At 73.3% G+C, this 21238-nt stretch carries 20 protein-coding genes and 1 pseudogene; 11 read left to right on the forward strand and 10 right to left on the reverse strand.

What is annotated here, in order from left to right; genetic code table 11:
* Positions 1-7 precede the first annotated feature (7 nt).
* Positions 8-241 carry a hypothetical protein gene (locus AB0K67_RS25395; protein WP_364064834.1) on the reverse strand — a complete coding sequence of 78 codons (234 nt, stop codon included), beginning with the start codon at positions 239-241 and terminating at the stop codon, positions 8-10.
* Positions 242-252: 11 nt separating this feature from the next.
* On the reverse strand, positions 253-807 hold the full coding sequence (locus AB0K67_RS25400) for a DUF488 domain-containing protein (protein WP_364064837.1): 555 nt from the start codon (positions 805-807) through the stop codon (positions 253-255).
* 726 nt (positions 808-1533) lie between these two features.
* On the opposite strand from AB0K67_RS25400, the gene AB0K67_RS25405 reads away from it, so the two are divergent.
* Both AB0K67_RS25405 and AB0K67_RS25410 read left to right on the forward strand, forming a co-directional pair.
* Complete coding sequence (locus AB0K67_RS25405) at positions 1534-3753, forward strand: transglycosylase domain-containing protein (RefSeq protein ID WP_364064839.1); 2220 nt, start codon at positions 1534-1536, stop codon at positions 3751-3753.
* 187 nt (positions 3754-3940) lie between these two features.
* Positions 3941-4654: an aspartate/glutamate racemase family protein gene (locus tag AB0K67_RS25410; protein WP_364064840.1), complete on the forward strand. Its 714-nt coding sequence runs from the start codon at positions 3941-3943 to the stop codon at positions 4652-4654.
* 120 nt (positions 4655-4774) lie between these two features.
* Here AB0K67_RS25410 and AB0K67_RS25415 read toward each other — a convergent pair whose 3' ends face one another.
* The 6 genes from AB0K67_RS25415 to paaZ form a co-directional block, all read right to left on the reverse strand.
* Complete coding sequence (locus AB0K67_RS25415; RefSeq protein WP_364064843.1) at positions 4775-6238, reverse strand: dihydrolipoamide acetyltransferase family protein; 1464 nt, start codon at positions 6236-6238, stop codon at positions 4775-4777.
* Entirely contained in the window at positions 6235-7284 is a 1050-nt protein-coding gene (locus AB0K67_RS25420; protein ID WP_364065920.1) for an alpha-ketoacid dehydrogenase subunit beta, read from the reverse strand. The genes AB0K67_RS25415 and AB0K67_RS25420 overlap by 4 nt, the downstream gene beginning before the upstream one ends.
* A 10-nt stretch (positions 7285-7294) precedes the next feature.
* A complete protein-coding gene (gene pdhA, locus AB0K67_RS25425) occupies positions 7295-8392 on the reverse strand; it encodes a pyruvate dehydrogenase (acetyl-transferring) E1 component subunit alpha (RefSeq protein ID WP_364064844.1) in 1098 nt (365 codons plus the stop codon).
* A 627-nt stretch (positions 8393-9019) separates the two neighbouring features.
* The gene (locus AB0K67_RS25430) at positions 9020-9556 is read right to left on the reverse strand and encodes an Lrp/AsnC family transcriptional regulator (RefSeq protein WP_364064846.1); all 537 of its coding nucleotides are present in this window, start codon (positions 9554-9556) and stop codon (positions 9020-9022) included.
* Positions 9557-9758: 202 nt separating this feature from the next.
* A complete protein-coding gene (locus AB0K67_RS25435; protein WP_364064848.1) occupies positions 9759-10550 on the reverse strand; it encodes an enoyl-CoA hydratase-related protein in 792 nt (263 codons plus the stop codon).
* A complete protein-coding gene (paaZ, locus tag AB0K67_RS25440; RefSeq protein ID WP_364064851.1) occupies positions 10547-12592 on the reverse strand; it encodes a phenylacetic acid degradation bifunctional protein PaaZ in 2046 nt (681 codons plus the stop codon). Before paaZ ends, AB0K67_RS25435 begins: the two co-directional genes overlap by 4 nt.
* A 104-nt stretch (positions 12593-12696) precedes the next feature.
* Here paaZ and paaA point away from each other — a divergent pair, with 104 nt between their 5' ends.
* The 7 genes from paaA (at position 12697) to AB0K67_RS25475 (ending at position 18336) form a co-directional block, all read left to right on the forward strand.
* Entirely contained in the window at positions 12697-13659 is a 963-nt protein-coding gene (gene paaA, locus AB0K67_RS25445) for a 1,2-phenylacetyl-CoA epoxidase subunit PaaA (RefSeq protein ID WP_364064853.1), read from the forward strand.
* A complete protein-coding gene (paaB, locus tag AB0K67_RS25450; protein WP_364064855.1) occupies positions 13656-13949 on the forward strand; it encodes a 1,2-phenylacetyl-CoA epoxidase subunit PaaB in 294 nt (97 codons plus the stop codon). Before paaA ends, paaB begins: the two co-directional genes overlap by 4 nt.
* Positions 13950-13960: 11 nt before the next feature.
* Entirely contained in the window at positions 13961-14881 is a 921-nt protein-coding gene (gene paaC, locus AB0K67_RS25455; RefSeq protein WP_364064858.1) for a 1,2-phenylacetyl-CoA epoxidase subunit PaaC, read from the forward strand.
* Positions 14882-15018: 137 nt separating this feature from the next.
* On the forward strand, positions 15019-15537 hold the full coding sequence (gene paaD / locus AB0K67_RS25460; protein WP_364065923.1) for a 1,2-phenylacetyl-CoA epoxidase subunit PaaD: 519 nt from the start codon (positions 15019-15021) through the stop codon (positions 15535-15537).
* A 2-nt stretch (positions 15538-15539) separates the two neighbouring features.
* Positions 15540-16622, forward strand: a complete 1083-nt coding sequence (paaE, locus tag AB0K67_RS25465) for a 1,2-phenylacetyl-CoA epoxidase subunit PaaE (protein ID WP_364064860.1) — start codon at positions 15540-15542, stop codon at positions 16620-16622.
* Between the two features lie 75 nt (positions 16623-16697).
* Positions 16698-17459 carry an enoyl-CoA hydratase/isomerase family protein gene (locus AB0K67_RS25470; protein WP_364064863.1) on the forward strand — a complete coding sequence of 254 codons (762 nt, stop codon included), beginning with the start codon at positions 16698-16700 and terminating at the stop codon, positions 17457-17459.
* Positions 17449-18336: a 3-hydroxyacyl-CoA dehydrogenase family protein gene (locus tag AB0K67_RS25475; protein WP_364064865.1), complete on the forward strand. Its 888-nt coding sequence runs from the start codon at positions 17449-17451 to the stop codon at positions 18334-18336. Before AB0K67_RS25470 ends, AB0K67_RS25475 begins: the two co-directional genes overlap by 11 nt.
* Positions 18337-18533: 197 nt before the next feature.
* Here the strand turns inward: AB0K67_RS25475 and AB0K67_RS25480 are convergent, their stop codons facing one another.
* Entirely contained in the window at positions 18534-19163 is a 630-nt protein-coding gene (locus AB0K67_RS25480; protein ID WP_364064868.1) for a TetR/AcrR family transcriptional regulator, read from the reverse strand.
* Positions 19164-19265: 102 nt separating this feature from the next.
* Between AB0K67_RS25480 and AB0K67_RS25485 the strand changes: the two are divergent.
* Together AB0K67_RS25485 and AB0K67_RS25490 are read left to right on the forward strand one after the other, a co-directional pair.
* Positions 19266-19634: pseudogene (locus AB0K67_RS25485) on the forward strand (cytochrome P450); the annotation flags it as partial.
* Entirely contained in the window at positions 19628-20293 is a 666-nt protein-coding gene (locus AB0K67_RS25490) for a helix-turn-helix domain-containing protein (RefSeq protein ID WP_364064870.1), read from the forward strand. The pseudogene AB0K67_RS25485 and the gene AB0K67_RS25490, both read left to right, overlap by 7 nt.
* Before the next feature lies 1 nt (position 20294).
* On the opposite strand, the gene sigJ is transcribed toward AB0K67_RS25490, so the two are convergent.
* Positions 20295-21233 carry an RNA polymerase sigma factor SigJ gene (gene sigJ, locus AB0K67_RS25495; RefSeq protein WP_364064871.1) on the reverse strand — a complete coding sequence of 313 codons (939 nt, stop codon included), beginning with the start codon at positions 21231-21233 and terminating at the stop codon, positions 20295-20297.
* Positions 21234-21238 lie beyond the last annotated feature (5 nt).

Here is a 21238-nt window from a genome sequence, read left to right on the forward strand (position 1 = left end):
GGGAACATCATGGCGTATCGGGGCGGCGCTCCCTGACGCGTCCGACGATGGCCTGCCCCAGTTCGGCGGTGGTGTCCCGGCCGCCGGGGCCGGGGGTGAGCGGGGCGTCACCGGGGCCTGCCGCGCGGACCTCCTCGATGGCGCGCCCCGAGCCGAACGTGGTGAAGATCTTCTTCTCCCGGCCGATCCCGCAGGACCCTGGCCGATCCCGCAGGGCGGCCTGTGCGACCGCGACATCCACATGGGCCGGCATCACGTGCCGCCGGCCGCGCTGGTGCCGCCCTCGGGCGGAGGATAGACGAGATGCCCGCCGGCGACCCGCGCGTGCTCGTTGAGCTCCGCGGGTCTCGCCGAGGTCGCCGACATGATGTGCACGACTTCGATCCCGGCGACGAGCAGCGCGTCGGTGATCAGCCGGCGGTGGCAGCGCCACGGCACGGCCTCGCTGCACATGATCGCCGGGCGCTGCTGCCCGGCGAGCTTGAGCAGCTCGTCCAGGCCGCGCCGGAACTCCTCGGTGGCCATGTGGTCGGCGTAGTCGCGGAACGCCTTGACCTCCCACGCGCCGTTGGGGCTCGGCACGCCCTCCGGGGTATGCCGCCGTCCGCCCAGCTCGCGGATCCAGCGGTAGCCGATGCCGGGAGGCAGCGCGTCGACGATGGCCGGCTGGTTCCACTGCGGGAACTTGCGCGACGACGGGAACGACCTGACGTCCACCAGGCACGTGACGTCGTGGGCGCGCAGCATCTCCAGCACCTCATCGAACGCGCGGTTGGAGTGGCCGATCGTGCAGACGCGATTCGTCATCGTGATGCCTCCGCCCCCGAGGAGCACACCGCAGGGATCTCCACGCTATCGCGCGGCATCGCCCGTCACGTCGTTCCGCAGCCGCCTTTCGAGAGATGGCGCGGGCCCTTGCGGAAGTGTTCCGCAGCCGCCATTCGACGGATGGCGCGGCCTTTGCGGAGATCGTGAGAAATACGTGAAATGTCGCCTTTTGCCTGCGGAGCGGGCCGCCGGATGAGTGAATAGGGACCTGTGAGTCACAGCAGCCACGATCCGGAGCCGTCCGGGCGGCAGGACGCCGCCGGTGGGCGGCCCCGCCCTGCGGCGCGTGCGGCGCTCGGCGACCTGTTACGCGCGGGTGGCTGGCCGGGCAAGAGGGCGGCAGCCAGCGGCCGGCGCCGCCCGTCCCGTGACCGGGCGAGCTTCGAGCAGCGCGGATCCGCCCGTTCGGCGGCTCTTGAAGAGGCGCATCCCGCCCCGCGCTCGCGCCCCGTCCGCAGGGGAAGCGGCGCGGACTCCGATGGCATACGCGGCCCTTCGCGCGGCGCCGGCCGCAGGCGCGAGCCGTCCGTCGCTCTCGCACACGACGACGGCGGGCACGACGACCGCGGGCGCGGTGGCGGTGGGCGCGGTCGTGGCGGTGGGCGCGGTCGTGGCGGTGGGCACAGTCGTGGCGGCGGGCACGGTCGTGGCGGCGGTGGCGAGGGCGAAGGCGGCAAGGGCCGCAGGACCGGGTGGCGGCGGTTCGTGCCGAGCTGGAAGGCCGTGGTGCTCGGCATCATGGTCCTGGTGACCGGCCTGTTCGGCATGGTCATGGTGGCGTACGCGAACACCCCGCTGCCGCGGGAGACCCAGAAGCACGCCACCGAGCAGGGCAGCATCCTCTACTACCGGGACGGCAAGACCGAGCTGGCCAGGCTCGGCACCAGGCGCGAGATCGTCCCCATCTCGCGGATCCCCCGGCACGTCCAGGACGCCTTCATCGCCGCGGAGAACCGTACCTTCCGCACCGACCCCGGCATCTCGATCTCCGGCATCCTGCGCGCGGCGTACAGCACGCTGACCGGGCGGCAGGTGCAGGGCGGATCGACGATCACCCAGGAGATGGCGCGCGGCTACTACGACGGCCTCAGCCAGGAGCGGACCGTGCAGCGCAAGGTCAAGGAGATCTTCGTCTCGATCCGCGCCAGCCAGGAGATGTCGAAGGACGAGATCCTGGCCAACTATCTCAACACCATCTACCTCGGGCGCGGCGCGAACGGCATCCAGGCGGCCGCCCAGGCGTTCTTCGACAAGAACGTCGAGGACCTCACTGTCGCCGAGGCCGCCTACCTGGCCGGGCGCACGCAGCGGCCGGTCGACTTCGACAACGCGGAGCAGGAGAAGAACTTCGCGCCGACGCGGGAGCGGTTCACGTACACGATCAACGGCATGGCCGAGATCGCCCCGGCGCGGTACGGCGACCTGCCCAAGACGGCCGAGTTCCCCAAGCTCGCCCGCCAGGACAAGGTGGAGACCTTCAACGGCATCAAGGGCTACATGGTCGACATCGTCCAGCGGGAGCTGGCCTCGCGCGGCATCGACGACAAGGCGCTGAGCATCGGCGGCTACCGGGTGACGACGACGTTCGACCGGCGGCTGATGCTGGCCGCGAAGAAGGCGGTGGAGAGCAACCTCACCGCCATCGGCGACAAGTACATCCGGGCCAACATGGCGGCCGTCGATCCGCGCAACGGCCGGGTGATCGCCTTCTACAGCGGCCACGACTACCTGAAGAGCTTCACCAACAACGCCTTCGACGCCCACAAGCAGGCGGCGTCGGCGTTCAAGCCGTACGTGCTGGCCGCCTGGCTGGAGCAGGGCTACAGCCTCAAGAGCCACGTCTCCGGCAAGGGCCCGGTCACGCTGCCCGGCACCAAGCCGATCCGCAACTCGCACGACGTCGGCGCGTCCGTGACGATCGACAGGGCCACCGCGCAATCGGTGAACACCGCGTTCGCCACCATGGCGCAGGAGGTGGGCCTGGAGGAGGTCGCGAAGATCGCCGAAGGTGCGGGCATCAGCGGGAAGAACCTTCAGGAGGCGATCAAGACCCACTCGTACGGCATGTCCATCGGCGCGGGCCTGGTCACCCCCGTCCAGCAGGCCACCGGGTACGGCATCTTCGCCGCGAACGGCGTCCACCACGACGCGCACGTGATCATCTCGGTGAAGACGAACAAGGGCGTGACCGTGATGAAAGAGGCCAACCCTCCCAAGCCGGTCATCAGCCCGGAGACCGCGGCCGACGCCACGTACGCGATGCAGCAGGTGGTCACGTCGGGCACCGCCCGGGGCACCGCGCTGCCCGGCGGCCGGCCGATCGCCGGCAAGACCGGCACCAACAACGAGAACAAGGAGGCGTGGTTCGTCGGCTACACCCCGCAGCTCTCGTCGGCGGTCGGGATGTACAAGGAGGTGCCGCAGCGTAACCCGAAGACCGGGAAGATCCTCAGGGACCCCAACGGATACGCGCTGCAGAAGGAGGTCTCGCTCGGCGACATCCAGGGCGCGGGCACGCCCACCAAGATCTGGCGGGACTTCATGACGGTGGCGATGGCCGGCAAGCCGGTCGAGGAGTTCCCGCCGCCCTCGTTCGCCGGGCAGCAGCACCACCTGGTGAGCGCGCCGGAGCCCAAGCCGACGAAGGACCCGTCGGACGACGCCGCCGACCCGTCCGACCCGTCCGGCGAGGTGACCGACGACGGCACCGACGACCAGGTGGACGACGGGCTGGACGACACCCCGGCCGACCAGGCGTGCGCGGACGACCCGGCCTGCTCGGGACAGCCCGACGACTCGCCGATCGATCAGGGCGCCCCGGTGGACCAGGGGGACCAGGGGGACCAGGGAGAGCAGGGGGACCAGGGGGATGAGCAGCTCAACGACAGCGGCGATCCCGCGCTCTCCGAGAACACACAGGGGTAGTCCGCCTCGCGGTGGTGCGCCCGGCGCCGGGCGCACCGCCGCACGATCCCCCCACCTACGCCGGGCGCACCGCCGCACGATCCCCCCACCTACGCCGGGCGCACCGCCGCACGATCCCCCCACCTACGCCGGGCGCACCGCTCCCGATTTCCTATAAGCGGAGGAACCGGGCAAGGTGGAGTCCGTGATGCGCACCATCGGTCTGATCGGCGGCATGAGCTGGGAGTCCTCCGCCGAGTACTACCGGATGCTGAACGAGGAGACCCGCCGCCGCCTCGGCGGGCACCACTGCGCGAAGAGCGTCATGGTGACCGTCGACTTCGCCGAGATCGAGGCGATGCAGCGCGACGGCGCGTGGGACCGCGCGGGCGCGCTGCTCGCGCAGGCCGCCGGGAGCCTGGAGCGGGCGGGCGCGGACCTGATCGTCCTGTGCACCAACACCATGCACCAGGTCGCGGACGCCATCGAAGGCGCGGTGAACGTGCCGTTCGTGCACCTCGTGGACGCCACCGCGCGCCGGATCGCGGCGGCCGGGCTCACCACGGTCGGCCTGCTCGGCACCCGCTTCACCATGGAGATGGACTTCTACCGGGCGCGGATGCGCGGCCACGGCATCGACGTGCTGGTGCCGGACGAGCCGGACCGCACGCTCGTGCACGACGTCATCTACCAGGAGCTGACGCTGGGACGCGTGGAGCCCGCGTCGCGGGAGGCGTACCGGCGGGTCATCGCCGGTCTCGCCGGGCGCGGCGCGCAGGGTGTCATCCTCGGCTGCACCGAGATCACCCTGCTGGTGGGCCAGGACGACAGCCCCGTCCCGGTGTTCGACTCCACCCGCATCCACGTGGAGGCCGCCCTCGGCCTCGCCCTCGCACCGGACGAGGCCGCGCGCACGGCGTAGACGCGCGCAAGCCGGGGCGCCCTTCGGCGGCGCACGCAGGCCGGGGGCGCCCTTCGGCGGCGCACGCAGGCCGGGGGCGGCCCTCGGCGCCGCACGCAGGCCGGGGGCGGCCCTCGGCGGTCAGAGGTCGGCGAGCAGGATCGCCGGGTTCTCCACGCAGTCGGCCACGTGCCGCAGGAAGCCGCCCGCCGCTCCCCCGTCGCAGACCCGGTGGTCGAACGTCAGCGAGAGCTGGGCGATCTTGCGGGGGACGACGGCGCCGTCGTGCACCCACGGACGCTCGATGACGCGGCCGACGCCCAGCAGCGCCGCCTCCGGGTGGTTGATGATCGGGGTGGAGCCGTCCACGCCGAAGACGCCGTAGTTGTTGAGCGTGAACGTGCCGCCGGTCAGCGACTCGGGCGGCAGCTTGCCCGCCCTGGCCAGGCCGGTGAGCCTGGTCAGCTCGGCGGCGAGCTGGGCCGTCGTCATCAGGTGCGCGTCGCGGACCACCGGCACGACCAGGCCGCGGTCGGTCTGGGCAGCGAAGCCCAGGTGGATGCGGCCGTACCTGACGATCTCCGAACGGTCGGTGTCCACCGTCGAGTTCAGCTCTGGGAAGCGGCGCAGGCCGTCCACGCAGATGCGGGCGAGCAGCGCCAGCAGGCCGATGCCGAGCTGCGGGCGGGTGCGGCGGAGCGCGTCGCGGGCGGCGACCAGGTCGGTGGCGTCCACGTCCACCCAGGTCGTGGCGTCGGGGATCTCGGCGCGGCTGCGGCTCAGCTTCTCGGCCACGGCCCTGCGCACGCCGCGCAGCGGGATCCGCTCGACCTCCGCAGGAGCCGGCCGGGCCTCCTGGGTCACCGGCCGGGCGGCCTGCTCGCTCGTGGCCGGCCTCGCCCGCTCGATGGCCCGCTCGACGTCGCGGCGCAAGATCACCTGGCGCGGGCCGGTGGGGGTGACACCGGCGAGGTCGATACCGTGCTCGCGGGCGATCCTGCGGACCAGCGGCGAGATCACGCGCGGCGCCTGCCGCCCCGCATGCTGCCGGGGCTTCTCGGGGACGGCCTGCCGGAGCGGGCGCGCCTCCGCCGGCCTGGCAGGACGCGCCTCCACCTGATCGGCAGGGTGCGCCTCCGCCGCTCGCGGCTTCGCGGCCTCCTCCGGCGTGGCCTGCCGGAGCGGGCGCGGGCCGGTCAAGGGTGACGTGCCGGCCGCAGACGGCTTGGCGGCGGTGCGGCGACGGCGGCGGGAGGACGGGCGGTGGCCGGTGCCGTAGCCGATGAGGACGTTGCCGCTGCCCGCCCGCTCCTCCTCGCGGTACTGCACGGCCGCCGGGTCCTCGGGGCTCTCGGCGGTGCCGATCTCGATGAGCGGCTCCCCCACCGACAGGACCGCGCCGGGCGCGGCGTGCAGGGCGAGCACGGTGCCCGCGTACGGCACCGGCACCTCCACCGCCGCCTTGGCCGTCTCGACCTCCACCACGATCTGGTCCACCTCGACGGTGTCGCCGACCGCCACCTTCCAGTCGAGCACCTCGGCCTCGGTCAGCCCCTCGCCCAGGTCGGGCAGCCGGAACACCTGACGCGCGCCGGTGGTCGTCATGACGCCTCCCTGCTCAGGTGCAGCAGGTCGGGCTGGTCGTCGAACTGGAGCCGGTCCACCGCGTCGAGCACCCGGTCCACATCGGGCAGGTGGGTGTGCTCCAGCTTGGGCGGCGGGTACGGGATGTCGAAGCCGGTGACGCGCAGCACGGGCGCGGCCAGGGAGTGGAAGCAGCGCTCCTGGACGCGGGCCGCGATCTCGGCGCCGACCCCGGCGAAGCCCTGCGCCTCCTGGATCACCACGCACCGCCCGGTCTTACGGACCGACGCCACCACGGTCTCGTCGTCGAACGGCACGATGGTCCGCAGGTCCACCACCTCCAGCGAGCGGCCCTCCGCGGCGGCCGCCTCCGCTGCCTGGAGCGCGACGGGCACGCCCGGCCCGTACGCGACGAGCGTGACGTCGTGCCCCTCGCGCCGCACCACGGCCCGGCCGAAACCGGGGGCGCGCCGCTCGGCGGGCGAGAAGTCCTCCTTGGCCCAGTACAGCCGCTTGGGCTCCATGAAGATCACCGGGTCGGGGTCGGCGATGGCCTCGCGGAGCAGCCAGTACGCGTCCTCGACGGTGGCGGGCGTGACGACCTTCAGCCCGGGCGTGTGGGCGTAGTACGCCTCGCTGGAGTCGCAGTGGTGCTCGACCCCGCCGATGCCTCCGGCGAACGGGATGCGGATCACCATCGGCAGCGACACCCGGCCGCGGGTGCGGTTGCGGGTCTTGGCCACGTGGGAGGCGATCTGCTCGAACGCCGGGTAGGCGAAGGCGTCGAACTGCATCTCGACGACGGGGCGGAAGCCGCCCATCGCCATGCCGACGGCCAGGCCGACGATGCCGGACTCGGCGAGCGGGGTGTCGAAGCAGCGCTCCTCGCCGAACTCCTTGGTCAGCCCGTCGGTGATGCGGAACACGCCGCCGAGCGGGCCGACGTCCTCGCCGAAGACGAGCACCCGCTCGTCCTCGCGCATCGCGTCGCGCAGTGCGGCGTTCAGCGCCTGCGCCATCGTGGTCGGCTTCCGCGCGGAAACGGGCGCGGACGCGGATACGGACATGGCGGTCATGTCACTCCTCCGTGGCGGTCAGCTCGGCCCGCAGCAGGTCGCGCTGCTCGCGCAGCTGCGGCGTGGGCTCGGCGAAGACGTGGTCGAACAGCTCGAACGGGTCGGTCTCCGGGTCGGCGTTCATGCGTTCGCGGACGCGGGCGGCGTACTCGTCGGCGGCCCGCGCGGCGGCGGCCACGCCCTCGTCGTCCAGCAGGCCCCTGCCGCGCAGGTAGGTCTCCAGGCGGATCAGCGGGTCGGCCTGCGCCCACCGGGCGACCTCGTCGTCGTCGCGGTAGCGGGTGGGGTCGTCGGCGTTGGTGTGCGGGTCCATCCGGTACGTGTGCGCCTCGACCAGGAACGGCCCGCCGCCCCCGCGGGCCCGCTCGACGGCCGCGGTCAGCACGGACAGCACGGCCACCAGGTCGTTGCCGTCCACCTGCTCCGACGGCACGCCGTACCCGACGCCCTTGTACGCCAGCGCGGGCGCGGCGGTCTGCCTGGCCAGCGGCACCGAGATGGCGTACTTGTTGTTCTGCACGAGGAACACGACCGGGCAGCGCAGCACCCCGGCGTAGTTGAGCGCCTCGTGAAAGTCGCCCTCGCTGGTGCCGCCGTCGCCGATGAAGGCCAGCACGACGGCGTCCTCGCCCTTGCGGCGCAGCGCCTCGGCCATGCCGACCGCGTGGATCGTCTGGGTGGCGAGCGGCGTGCACTGCGGGGCGACGCGGACGGCGCCCGGGTCGTAGCCGCAGTGCCAGTCGCCGCGCAGGAGCGTGAGCACCTCGACGGGGTCGAGGCCACGGGAGACGAGGGCCACGCTGTCGCGGTAGGTGGGGAAGAGCCAGTCGGTGTCGCGCAGCGCGAGCACGCCGCCGATCTGGCAAGCCTCCTGTCCCAGGCTGGAGGGGTAGACGGCGAGCCGGCCCTGCTTGGTCAGCGCGGTCGCCTGGCGGTCGAACCGGCGGCCGACGACCATCCGGCGGTAGGCCTCCGTGAGCCGCTCACCGGCCGGCATCGGGTAGTCGGCGGGGGGATCGACGGCGGTGCCGTCCTCGGCGACGAAGCGCACCGGGACCGGCGCGGGGAGGAGACCGTCGACCACCTGAGGATGGGACATGGCGACGCTCGCTTTCTCTGGACGGTGGACAAGAGAAGCGTCCGCGTCGCGTGCCATTCGTTCAAGACATCGGCGGCGATAGGCGACAAATGGCTGCAAAGCACGCTTCAGACGGCCATTTGTCGATCCAGCGCCCGGCACTAACGGGACCCGCCGGACGTTTTGCCGCCGCCCCCGCCGAGCCTGATCATCCCGCCCGCGCCGACCCGGCGCTCGGGCCGGGTCGGCGCGCCGCTCGCGCCCGTCCGCAGCCGCGCGCCGCTCGCGCCTGTGCCGGTCGCGGCTGTTCGCACCCGCGCGCCGTTCGCGGTCGTCCGCCGCCCGTGCCGGCTCAGCGATCGGGCCGCTCCCGGCCACCGCCGACCGCTCCCACGCGGCGGCGCACTCAGGCAGGGCGAGACGAGGCCAGGGGGCTGAGGCGCGCCCAGGCGCGAAGGCCCGCCTGTGCGCGAGGGCGCGGCCGAATACGAAGGCGCGCTCACGGGCGGGGCGCGAAGCACGACCAGGCGTACGCGCAAAGCCAGCCGCAAGCGAGCGCTCCAGGCGAGGACGTGATCGGACGCGGGGGCGCGGTCGAGCGCGAAAGCACGGTCGGGCGCGAAAACGTGATCGGACGCGAGGACGCGGTCAGGCGCGGGGGCGGCCCCAGTGTGCGCCCTGGCCGCGGGCCTCGTCGAACACCAGCCACGTCCGCGTGGCCCGCACGCCCGGAATGTCCTGGATGCGTTCGAGCACGACGTGCCGCAGCGCCGCGTTGTCCGGCGTCCTGACCAGCGCCAGCACGTCGTAGTCGCCGCCGACCATGGCGAAGTGCTCGACGTAGGGGGTCTCGCGCAGCCGCGCCGACACCTGCCGCCAGGAGTTCTGCTCGATGGTGATCGACACGTACGCGCTGGTGCCGAGGCCCGCCTTGGCCGGCGAGATCTCGGCGGTGAAGCCGGTGATCACGCCGTCCTCCATGAGCCGGGTCAGCCGGGCGTACGCGCTGGCCCGGGAGATGTGCACGTGCTCGGCGAGGGTGCGCACCGACATGCGGCCGTCGCGCCGCAGCTCGGCGATGATGGCGCGATCGACGTCGTCGAGCGTGGCGGCGGCGCGTTCCGGCCATTCATCACCGCCTTGTACGCCCGCCGCGCCGGGTGCCGTGGGCGGGTGGCTCTCCATGCCCTCACTCCTTGCCGAAGGTCTGCGGGTGCCTGCCCGCCGGAGCGGCGGGCGGGCGGCGGTGGCCGTCGATCGGGCCGTCACGCGAGGCCGTCATCTGAGGTCGTCACGCGAGGCCGTCACGTGACGCCGTTGCGCGAAGCCATCACGGACGCCGTTGCGCGCGGCCGTCACGTGCGGCCGTCACTTGAACACGGGCCTCTCAGCGGCCCTCGAAGGCGGGCCTGCGCTTGTTCAGGAACGCTTCGACGGCGGCGGCGTGGTCGGCCGTACGCCCCAGGCGGGCCTGGGCGCGCGCCTCGGCGGCGAGCGTCGCGCCGAGGTCGCGTCCCCAGGCGTCGGCGATGAGCCGCTTGGACTCGGCGTAGGCGGCGGTGGGCCCGGCCGCGAGCCGTCCGGCCAGCTCGCGCGCCGTCGTCGCCAGCTCCTCCGGCGGCACCACGCGGCCCGCGATCCCCCACTCCACGGCCTGCCGCGGCGTGAACGTCTCGGCGAGCAGCACGAGCTCCCTGGCCCGCGACTCGCCGACCGAGCGGGTGAGCGTGGCCGACAGGCCGGAGTCGCAGGTCAGCCCGATCGAGCAGAACGCCGTGCCGAGCACCGCGTTCTCGGCGAACACCCGCAGGTCGCAGGCCAGCGCCAGGGCCAGCCCCGCGCCCACGCAGGTGCCGCCGACGGCCGCGACCACCGGCTTGGCCATGGTGGCGAGCAGCCGCACGATCGGGGCGTAGTCCTCCTCGACGGTGTCGAAGGCGTGCCCGGGGTCGTCGCGCAGCGCCGCCGCGTGCTCGGCCAGGTCCTGGCCGGCGCAGAAGGCCCCGCCCGCGCCGGACAGCAGCACCGCGCGTACGGAGGCGTCGGCGGCGATCTCTTCGAGGGCGTGGCGCAGCTCCAGCTTGGTCTTGGCGTCGAGCGCGTTGCGGCGCTCGGGCCGGTTCAGCGTGACGGCCGCCACGGCGCCGTCGCGTTCGACGAGTACGGCGGCGCCGCTCACGAGCGGTCACCGTCCCAGGTCTTGGCGACCAGGGTGAGCACGTCGTACGTGGCGACCGGCTGCCCCTCCTGGTTGGTCACCACGGCGTCCCAGCGCACCTCGCCGTAGTCGGCGCTGCGGCGCGGGGTGATCTGCTTGACGGTGAGGGTGACGGCGATGCTGTCGCCCGCCTTGACCGGGGTGAGGAAGCGCAGCGAGTCCACGCCGAAGTTGGCCAGCACCGGGCCGGGCGCCGGGTCGACGAAGAGCCCGGCGGCCAGCGAGACGACCAGGTAGCCGTGCGCGACGATGCCGCCGAACAGCGGGTTGCGCGCGGCCGCCTCGGGGTCGGTGTGCGCGTAGAAGGTGTCGCCGGTGAACTCGGCGAAGTGCTCGATGTCCGCCGGCGTGACCGTGCGCGGCTCGGAGGCGATGGTGTCGCCGATGCGCAGCTCGGCCAGCGACTTGCGGAAGGGGTGCACGTCGCTCTCGCGGCGGGCGGCGCCGGTCGTCCAGCGTCCGGTGACGGCGGTGAGCAGGTCGGGCGAGGCCTGGACGGCGGTGCGCTGCATGTGGTGCAGCACGCCTCGGATGCCGCCCAGCTCCTCGCCGCCGCCGGCCCTGCCGGGGCCGCCGTGCACGAGGGTGGGCAGCGGCGAGCCGTGCCCGGTGGACTCCTTGGCGTCGTCGCGGTCGAGCACCAGCACCCGGCCGTGCCAGGGCGCGAGCCCGAGCACCACGGACCTCGCGACCTCGGGGTCGTGGGTGGCGACGGAGGCGACCAGGCTGCCGCGCCCCCTGGCGGCCAGGGCGACGGCCTCGTCCAGCCCGTCGTAGGTGAGCACGGTGCTGACGGGGCCGAACGGCTCGACGTCGTGCGGCTCGGTGGCGCCCGGCCTGGCGCGCAGCACGAGCGGGGTCATGAACGCGCCGCGCGTGGCGTCGCCGTCCAGCAGCGGCCCGCCCGCGGGGTCGCCGAACACCACGTCGGCGCTCGCCCGCAGGGCCTCGACGGCCTTGCGCACCTCCTCGCGCTGGGCGAGACCGGCCAGCGCGCCCATGCGCACGTCGGGGTTGCGCGGGTCGCCGACGGTCACCTTGGCCAGGCGGGCGGCCAGCGCCTCCTCGACCTGCGCGGCCATGGACGAGGGCACCAGCACGCGGCGGATGGCGGTGCACTTCTGCCCGGCCTTGACCGTCATCTCGGTGACGACGCCCTTGATGAACAGGTCGAACTCGGGGTCGTCGGCGCGTACGTCGGGGCCGAGGATCGAGCAGTTGAGCGAGTCGGCCTCGACGCCGAGCACGACGCCGCCGTCCAGCACGTTGGGGTGGCGGCGCAGGATGCCCGCGGTGTGGGCGGAGCCGGTGAAGGCCACGGAGTCCTGCACGGTCAGCTCGTCGAGCAGCCCGCCCGCGCTGCCGGCGAGGAGCTGGAGCGAGCCTTCGGGCAGGATGCCGGAGTCGATGATGAGGCGGACGGCCCGTTCGGCGAGGTAGGCGGTCTGGCTCGCGGGCTTGACGATCGTGGGCAGGCCGGCGAGGAAGGCCGGGGCGAGCTTCTCCAGCATGCCCCACACGGGGAAGTTGAAGGCGTTGATCTGCACGGCCACGCCCGGCCTGGAGGTGTAGATGTGCTGGCCGGCGAACGTGCCGCCCTTGCCGAGGCGTTCCAGGCCGCCGTCCAGGTAGACGGTGTCGTTCGGCAGCTCGCGCACGCCCTTGCTCGAGTAGCTGAACAGGGTGCCGATGCCGCCGTCCACGTCGATGGCGGTGTCGCGGGAGGTGGCGCCGGTGCGCACGGACAGGGCGTACAGCTCCTCCTTCCGCTCCAGCAGGTGCTTGGCGAGCTCCTTGAGCAGGGCGGCCCGCTCGTGGAAGGTGAGCGAGCGCACGGCGGGACCGCCGGTCTCCTTGGCGTATCTGACCATCGCGGCGACGTCGAGGCCGCGGCTGGAGATGCGCGCGACCTCCTCGCCCGTGGCCGCGTCGAGCAGCGGCTCTCCCTCGTCGGCCGCGCGGAACCACCGTCCGGCGGCATAGCTCTCCAGCAGCGTGCTCACACTGTCTCCTCTCGCCTGGCGCGACCTTGCGCGGGCGCCCCTCTATGTGCGACCTTATTACTGACCGAGCGATAAGTAAATGAGCCCGAGGTGTCGGAGGAAAGATGACGACCACTCCAGCGGAGCCGGACCTCGAGGCCCGGCTGCAGGCCGGGTTCGACGCGACCATCGCCCGTAACGACCGCATCGAGCCGCGCGACTGGATGCCCGACGCCTACCGCAAGACGCTCATCCGCCAGATCGCCCAGCACGCGCACTCCGAGATCATCGGCATGCAGCCGGAGGGCAACTGGATCAGCCGCGCCCCCTCGCTGCGCCGTAAGGCGATCCTGCTCGCCAAGGTGCAGGACGAGGCGGGTCACGGGCTCTATCTGTACTCCGCGTGCGAAACCTTGGGCGTCTCCCGGGCCGAGCTGACCGAGCTGCTGCTCGCCGGCAAGCAGAAGTACTCGTCGATCTTCAACTATCCGACGCTGTCGTACGCCGATGTCGGCACCATCGGCTGGCTGGTGGACGGCGCCGCGATCTGCAACCAGGTGCCGCTGTGCCGCACCTCCTACGGCCCGTACGGCCGCGCGATGATCCGCATCTGCAAGGAGGAGTCGTTCCACCAGCGGCAGGGGTACGAGCTGCTGATGACGATGATGCGCGGCACCGACGAGCAGCGTGCCATGGTGCAGGAGTCGGTGAACCGGTTCTGGTGGCCGTCGCTGATGATGTTCGGCCCGCCGGACGACCGCTCGCCCAACAGCGCGCGTTCGATGGCCTGGGGCATCAAGCGCAACTCCAACGACGAGCTGCGCCAGAAGTTCGTGGACATGACGGTCCCGCAGGCCGAGGCGCTCGGCGTGACGCTGCCCGACCCCGAGCTGCGCTGGAACGAGGAGCGCGGGCACTACGACTTCGGCGAGCCCGACTGGGACGAGTTCGCCGCCGTGCTGCGCGGCGACGGGCCGTGCAACGCCCAGCGCATGGCCCACCGCAGGGCCGCGCACGAGGAGGGCGCCTGGGTACGCGAGGCCGCCATGGCGTTCGCCGAGCGCTCGCGAGAGGAGGCCGCGCGATGACCGCCGACCGCCGGGAATGGCCGCTGTACGAGGTGTTCGTGCGCGGCAAGCGCGGGCTCAACCACGTGCATGTCGGCTCGCTGCACGCCCCCGACGACCAGATGGCGCTGCGGCACGCCCGCGACGTCTACACGCGCCGCAACGAGGGCGTCAGCATCTGGGTCGTACGCGCCGACGCCATCACCGCGTCGAGTCCCGACGAGAAGGACCCGCTCTTCGCGCCCAGCGGTGACAAGGTCTACCGGCATCCGACGTTCTACGAGATCCCGGCTGACGTCCCGCACATCTGATGGGATCACTGATGAACGAGGAACACGGCAGCATCTTCGACGGCCTGCTGGAGAGCGGCGACTCCGGGCAGTGGGCCTTCGGCACCGACTTCGAGGACCCGCTGGCCGGGATCGACACCACCACGCCCGACGGGGTGGACCCGGCCGGGCTGGCGGCGTACTGCCTCATGCTCGGCGACGACGCGCTGATCATGTCGCAGCGGCTGTCGGAGTGGTGCAGCCGCGCGCCCGACCTGGAAGAGGACATCGCGCTCGCGAACATGGCGCTCGACCTGCTCGGGCAGGCGCGGCTGCTGCTGGCGCGGGCGGCGGCGGCCGACCCGTCCGTGGTGCCCGTGCTGCCGGACGGTTCGCCGGTGCCGCCGGAGGACCGGCTCGCGTTCTTCCGCGACGACCGCGAGTTCCGCAACGTGCGGCTCGCCGAGGTGCCGAACGGCGACTTCGCGCACGTGGTGGTGCGGCTGCTGCTGTTCTCGGCGGCCCGGCTCGCGGTGTTCGAACGGCTGCGCGCCAGCCGTGACCAGGTGCTCGCGGCCGTCGCCGGCAAGGGCGTCAAGGAGCTCGCCTACCACCGCGACTGGGCCGGGCGCTGGTTCCTGACGCTGGCGCGCGGCACCGAGGAGTCGCACCGCAGGCTGCTCGCCGCGCTCGACGCGCTGTGGCCGCTGCGGGCCGAGCTGGTCGCCTCCCATCCGCTCGAACGGTCGATGGCGGGCGCGGGGGTGGGCGTGGATCCGGCGTCCGTGGCCGGTGAGGTGGACGCGGTCGTCGACCAGGTGCTCGCCGTGAGCGGCGTCGAACGTCCCGAGCGGGCGCCGCTGGCCGGGGTCGGCGGGCGTACCGGAAGGGACGGCATGCACACCGAGGCGCTGAGCAGGCTGCTCGCCGAGATGCAGGTCGTCGCCCGAGCACACCCGATGGGGCGCTGGTGAGCGCCCGCGAGGCCCGCGCCGGCGTCCAGGCGCAGGAGCGCGAGGACCGGGCGACCGTTCAAGCGCAGGAGCGCGCGGGCCGGGCGACCGTTCAGGCGCAGGAGCACGAGGCCCCGGCGACCGTTCAGGCGCGGAAGGTGGCCGCGCGGCGGGCCGCCGAGGCCGCCGAGGTGGCCGGGCGGGTGCGCGATCCCGAGATGCCGATGCTCACGCTCGCCGACCTCGGCGTGCTGCGCGGCGTGGAGGTGACGCGCGATGCCGAGGGCGCCGAGGTGGTCGTCGCCTCGATCACGCCGACGTACACCGGCTGCCCCGCCATGAAGACCATGCGCGACGACCTCGTGCACCGGCTCAGGGAGGCCGGGTTCGAGCGCGTGGAGGTGCGCGTCGTGCTCGACCCGCCGTGGTCCAGCGACTGGATCTCCGAACGCGGCAGGGCCGCCCTGCGCGCCGCCGGGCTGTCACCGCCGGGTCCCGCGCCCCGGCGGAGCGGTCCCGTGCTGCTCACGCTGGGCCCGAAGCGGGCCGCGCCACCCTGCCCGCGCTGCGGCTCGGCGGACACCCGGCTCACCTCCGAGTTCGGCGCGACCGCCTGCAAGGCCCTCTACCGCTGCGCCGCCTGCCTCGAACCGTTCGAGCACGTCAAGGAGATCTGACGATGACCATGCTCGGGACCGCGCCGTCCAGGGCCGCCGTCTTCCACCCGCTGGCCGTGTCGGCGGTGGACCGGCTGTGCGACGACGCCGTCGCGATCACGTTCGAGGTGCCGCTCGAGCTGCGGGAGGCGTACGCGTTCAAGGCCGGCCAGTCACTCACGCTGCGCCGCGTCATCGACGGACGCGAGGAGCGCCGCTCGTACTCGATCTGCGCCCCGGTGGGCGCCGCGCCGCGCATCGGCGTGCGGGAGATCCCCGGCGGCCTGTTCTCCTCCTGGCTGGTCCACGAGGTACGTCCGGGCACCGTCATCGAGGTGCAGCCGCCCACCGGCTCCTGGCAGGCCGACCCGGACAGCGGCGAGCGCCACCTGTGCGTGGCGGCCGGCTCGGGCATCACGCCGCTGCTGTCGATCGCCTCGACCGTGCTCACCCACCCCCGCGCCCAGGTCTCCCTCGTGTACGGCAACCGCACCAGCCGCACGGTGATGTTCGCCGAGGAGCTGGGCGACCTGAAGAACCGCTACGGCCCCCGCCTGCAGATCGTGCACGCGCTCTCCCGCGAGCCGCGCGACGTGGAGCTGCTGTCGGGACGGCTGGACGGCGACCGGCTGCGCCGCCTGCTCACCCGCCTGGTGCCCGTCGAGGTGTTCGACCACGTGTGGCTGTGCGGGCCGCTGCAGATGATCGATGAGGCCCGGCCGGTGCTCGCCGAGCTGGGCGTCCCGGCCGAGCGGGTGCACGTCGAGCTGTTCTACGCCGACGCGCCGCCGCCTCCGCCGCGCAGGGACGACTCCGTCCCGCCGGGCGCGACCACGGAGCTGACGACCGTGCTCGACGGGCTGCGCACCACCTCGACGGTCTCCCGGGAGACGACGCTGCTGGAGGGCGCCCAGGCGAGCCGGGCGGACCTGCCGTTCGCGTGCAAGGGCGGCGTGTGCGGCACGTGCCGGGCCGTCGTGCGCTCGGGCGAGGTGGACATGCGGCGCAACTACGCGCTGGAGCCGTCCGAGCTGGCCGCCGGGTTCGTGCTGACCTGCCAGACGTACCCGGTGAGCGAACAGGTCACCATCGACTACGACGCCTGATCTCACAGGAGCCCACGTGTCAGCTATCTCCTTCGCCCTGCCTGTGCCTGTGCCCGCCCGCCGCCGGGGACGATCGTGAGCGGGCCGAGCCTCCTCGTCGAGGAGGGCGCGGACCGGGTGGTGTGGCGGCTCAACCGGCCCGAGCGGCGCAACGCCATCGACCGCGAGCTGGTCGCCGCGCTGCACGAGGCGTGCGCGGCGGTCGAGGCGGAGCCGAAGATCGTCCTGCTGGCCGGCGAGGGCGGCACGTTCGCGGCCGGCGCGGACATCGCCGAGCTGCGTGAACGGGGCCGCGAGGACGCGCTGCGCGGCATCAACTCGAAGATCTTCGATCGGATCCACCGGCTGCCGATGCCGACCATCGCGCTGCTCGACGGGTACGCGCTGGGCGGCGGCGCCGAGCTCGCCTACGCCTGTGACTTCCGCATCGGCACCGAGCGCACCAAGATCGGCAACCCGGAGACCGGGCTCGGCATCCTCGCCGCCGCCGGGGCCGCCTGGCGGCTGGCCGAGCTGGTGGGCGAGCCGCTGGCCAAGGAGATCCTGCTCGCCGGGCGCGTGCTGTCGGCCGCGGAGGCGCGGGAGGTGCGGCTGCTCAACGAGGTGGTCGAGCAGGACGACCTGCTGGCGGCCGGGCACCGGCTGGCCGACCGGATCGCCGCGCAGGCGCCGCTCGCGACCCGGCTGATGAAGGCGGTCTTCCACGCGCCGCGCCAGGCGCACCCGTTCGTGGACGACGTGGCGCAGGCGGTGCTGTTCGAGACCGAGGAGAAGCACGCGCGGATGACGGCGTTCCTGGAGCGCCGCGAGCGGAAAGGACGCTCTCATGACCGCTGATGACCGGCATGATGACCGGCTGAGCACGGACATCGCCGCCCTGCCCGGCAGCGTCGGCGTCTACGGCGGAGGACGCATGGGCGCGGGCATCGCGCACGCCTTCCTCCTCGCCGGCTGCTCCGTCGTCGTCGTGGAGAGCGCCGACGAGACGGCGGCCGCCGCCCGCGAGCGCGTGGCCGGCAGCCTGGCCAAGGCCGCCGCGAAGGGCACGCTCGGCGAGCCGCAGGAGGCCGTGCTCGGCCGGCTGCGCACCACCACCGACCCGGCCGGCCTGGCGGGCTGCGAGCTGATCGTCGAGGCCGTGCCCGAGGACGCGGCGCTGAAGGCGGAGGTGCTGTCCGCCGCCGAGAAGCGGGCGCCGGGCGCGGTGCTCGCCACCAACACCAGCAGCCTGTCCGTCGCCGGGCTCGCCACCGCGCTGTCCGCGCCCGAACGCTTCCTCGGCCTGCACTTCTTCAACCCCGTCCCGGTCAGCGACCTCGTCGAGATCGTGACCGCACCGGACACCGACCCCGATCTGGTGACCCGCGCGCAGGGGTGGGTGACGGCGCTCGGCAAGACGCCCATCACCGTGACCGACTCGCCGGGCTTCGCCAGCAGCCGGCTCGGCGTGGCCCTGGCGCTGGAGGCCATGCGCATGCTCGAAGAGGGCGTGGCGAGCGCGGCCGACATCGACACCGCGATGACGCTCGGCTACCGGCACCCGGTGGGGCCGCTGCGCACCACCGACATCGTGGGCCTGGACGTGCGCCTGGCCATCGCCGAACACCTGGCCCGCGAGCTGGGCCCGCGCTTCGAGCCGCCGCGGATCCTGCGCGACCTGGTCGCCGCCGGCCACCTCGGACGCAAGACCGGGCAGGGCTTCTACACCTGGTGACGCGCGCCGGGTCCGGGTGCTCGCGCCCGGCCCGGCCGCCTGGACCCGGCCCCGCCGCTTCCGCTCGATCTTGCCGCTCGCACCCGGCCGCCTTGCCGCTCGCACCCGGCCGCCGCTTCAGCTCGACCCCGCCGCTCGCATCCGACCCGCCACTTGCGGCCGGCGGGTGTCGCGCCAGGCCGTGCCGTCCGTGACGGTCAGGTCTCGTGCCTGGCCAGGCCGTCGAAGGCGATGGAGGTGATGGCGGCGGCCACCATCGCCTGGTCGTAGGCACCGTCGGGGCGGTACCACTCGGCCAGCGAGTTGACCATGCCGAACAGCAGGCGGCTCACCAGCGCGGGCGGCACGTCGTCGCGCAGCGCGCCCTCGGCGACCGCGTCGGCCACCAGCGCGGCCAGCCGGTCGTCGAGCCAGCGCCGCCGTTCGAGCGCGGCCAGCTCGACCTCGCTGTTCCCGCGTACGCGCAGCAGCAGCGTGACCGACGGCTGGTGCGCCACCAGCACTTCGACGCTGCGCCGCACCACGCCGCGCAGCCGCTCGTACGCGCTGCCCCCGGCCTGATCGCGGGACGCCTCGGTCACCACGGCGGTCAGCTCGTCGAGCGCGTCGTCGAGCGCCTGGCCGAGCAGCTGCTCCTTGCTGGTGACGTGGTGGTAGATGGCCGCCTTGGTCAGCCCGAGTTCCTTGGCCAGGTCGCCCATGCTGGTGGCGTCGTAGCCGCGGCGGTTGAACAACTCGACGGCGGCACGCAGGATCGCGGACTGGTCATAACCGGGACGGCCCCGCCGGCGGCGCGGGGCTGGTTCGGCCTGCTCAGTCGTGGTCACAAAAGCAGCATCTCACGCGTCCGCCCCACACATCGCCGTCATGCGGCGCGTACGGACGCCCGGAGCGGCACGCGCACGGCGCCTGGCGGCAGCACGGCCAGGGGGCTGTTGGGGGCCGGGCACGAGACGTCCGCCAATAACATCGGGACCATGATGGCGATGCTGCTGTCCGGCCGCAGGCGCGCCAACCGCGACGAGCGGCGGTTCGACGGCGCCGGCGAGATGCGGCTCGACCGCTCGCCCAACCCCCACGTGGCCTTCGGCGCCGGCCCGCACTCCTGCCTCGGCCAGGCGCCGGCCCGCACCGAGCTGCAGACGGTGCTGAAAGTGCTGAAGGTGCTGAAGGTGCTGCTCGCCCGGCTGCCCGGTCTCGGCCTGGCCGTTGCCGCGGCCGGGCTGCGCCGCCGCGACGGGCTGGTCGCCGGCGTGCTGGTCGCCGGCGGGCTGGAGAAGGTGCCGGTGAGATGGTGACATCGGACGGGCCCGCGCCCGAGCGTCGGGGCGTACGGGCCAAGGACACGCGCGAGGCGCTGCTCGACACGGCCGAGCGGCTGTTCGCCGAGCGCGGCGTCGGCGAGGTGTCCGCCCGGCAGATCAGCGAGGCCGCCGGGCAGGCCAACAACTTCGCCGTCGGCTACCACTTCGGGTCGAAGGCCGGGCTGGTGCGGGCGATCGTCCGCCGCTACACCTACGACATGGAGCGGCGGCGGCTGCGGCTGCTGGCCGAGATCGGCGAGTCCGAGGAGCTGCGCGACTGGATCTCCTGCCTGGTCCGCCCCGCCACCGACCATCTGGAGGCGCTGGGCGTGCCGAGCGTGCGGGCCCAGTGCATCGCGCAGATCAACACGGTGCCCGCGATGCGGCAGATCGTCATCGACGAGTCGGTGGCCACGCCGTCCATGCAGGCGAGCCTCGCGGGCATGTTCCGGCTGCTGCCCGGCCTGTCGGAGGAGACGCGCCGCGACCGCTCCGACATGAGCCGGCTGCTGCTGGTGCACGCGCTGGCCGAGCGGGAGCGGGCGCTGAACGAGGGCGCGCCGCTCAGCCGCGCCACCTGGGACGATGCCGCCACCAGCCTCATCGACGCCCTCACCGGCCTTTGGACGGCCCCGGCCACCCGTCACCGCTGAGTCACTTTCCCGGCAGGAGGCCGATGTCGGAGACCGGGCCGAGGTGGCGGAGCTTGTCGGGGTTGGCGACCGCGTGCACCGCCTGCACCACGCCGTCGGCGATCGACAGCTCGACCACGCTCGCCACCCGCCCGTCGGCGTCGCGCAGGACCGCTCCCGGGCTGCCGTTGACCCAGGCGAGCCGGAGCGTGACGCCGTACGCCCTGACCCGGCGCAGGCCGCCGAGCAGCAGCCGCGCGACCCGCACGGGATCGTTCGCGGCCATCGTGAGCGCCCGCGCCTTGCCGCCGCCGTCGCCGTGCAGCACCACGTCGGGCGCCAGCATGCCGAGCAGCGCGTCCAGGTCGCCTCCTGCCGCCGCCTCGAAGAACCGGCGGGCCAGCTCCGCGCTCTCCGCCCGCCGCATCGGGCCGGGCGGCCCGCCGGAGCCCCGCGATCCCGCCGCGATCCGCTGCCGGGCGCGGGCGAAGATCTGCCGGCAGTTCGCCTCGGTCTTGCCGGTGATGCGGGCCACGTCGCGGTAGCCGTACCCGAAGACCTCGCGCAGCATGAACACCGCGCGCTCCACCGGCGACAGCGACTCCAGCAGCACGAGGAAGGCCATCGACAGCGAGTCGGCCAGCTCGGCGTGCTCGGCGGGCCCGGTGATGTCCTCGCCGCCCGGCCCGATGCCCGGCATGACGACCGGCTCGGGCAGCCACTCCCCCACGTACGTCTCCCTTCGCACCCGCGCCGAGCGCAGGTGGTCGATGCCGAGCCGGGTCACGGCCGTCGTCAGGTACGCCTTCGGCTCGGCGATCGTGGTGCCCTTCTGCCGGGCGCGGGTGAGTCCGAGGTAGGCGTCCTGCACGATGTCCTCGGCGTCGCCGACGGACCCGGTCATCCCGTACGCGATGGAGAACAACAGCGGCCGGTAGGCGTCGTCGTCGTCATCGTCCATGTCGG

It is taken from the genome of Nonomuraea sp. NPDC052634, from assembly GCF_040678535.1.
Classification (GTDB): Bacteria; Actinomycetota; Actinomycetes; order Streptosporangiales; family Streptosporangiaceae; genus Nonomuraea; species Nonomuraea fastidiosa.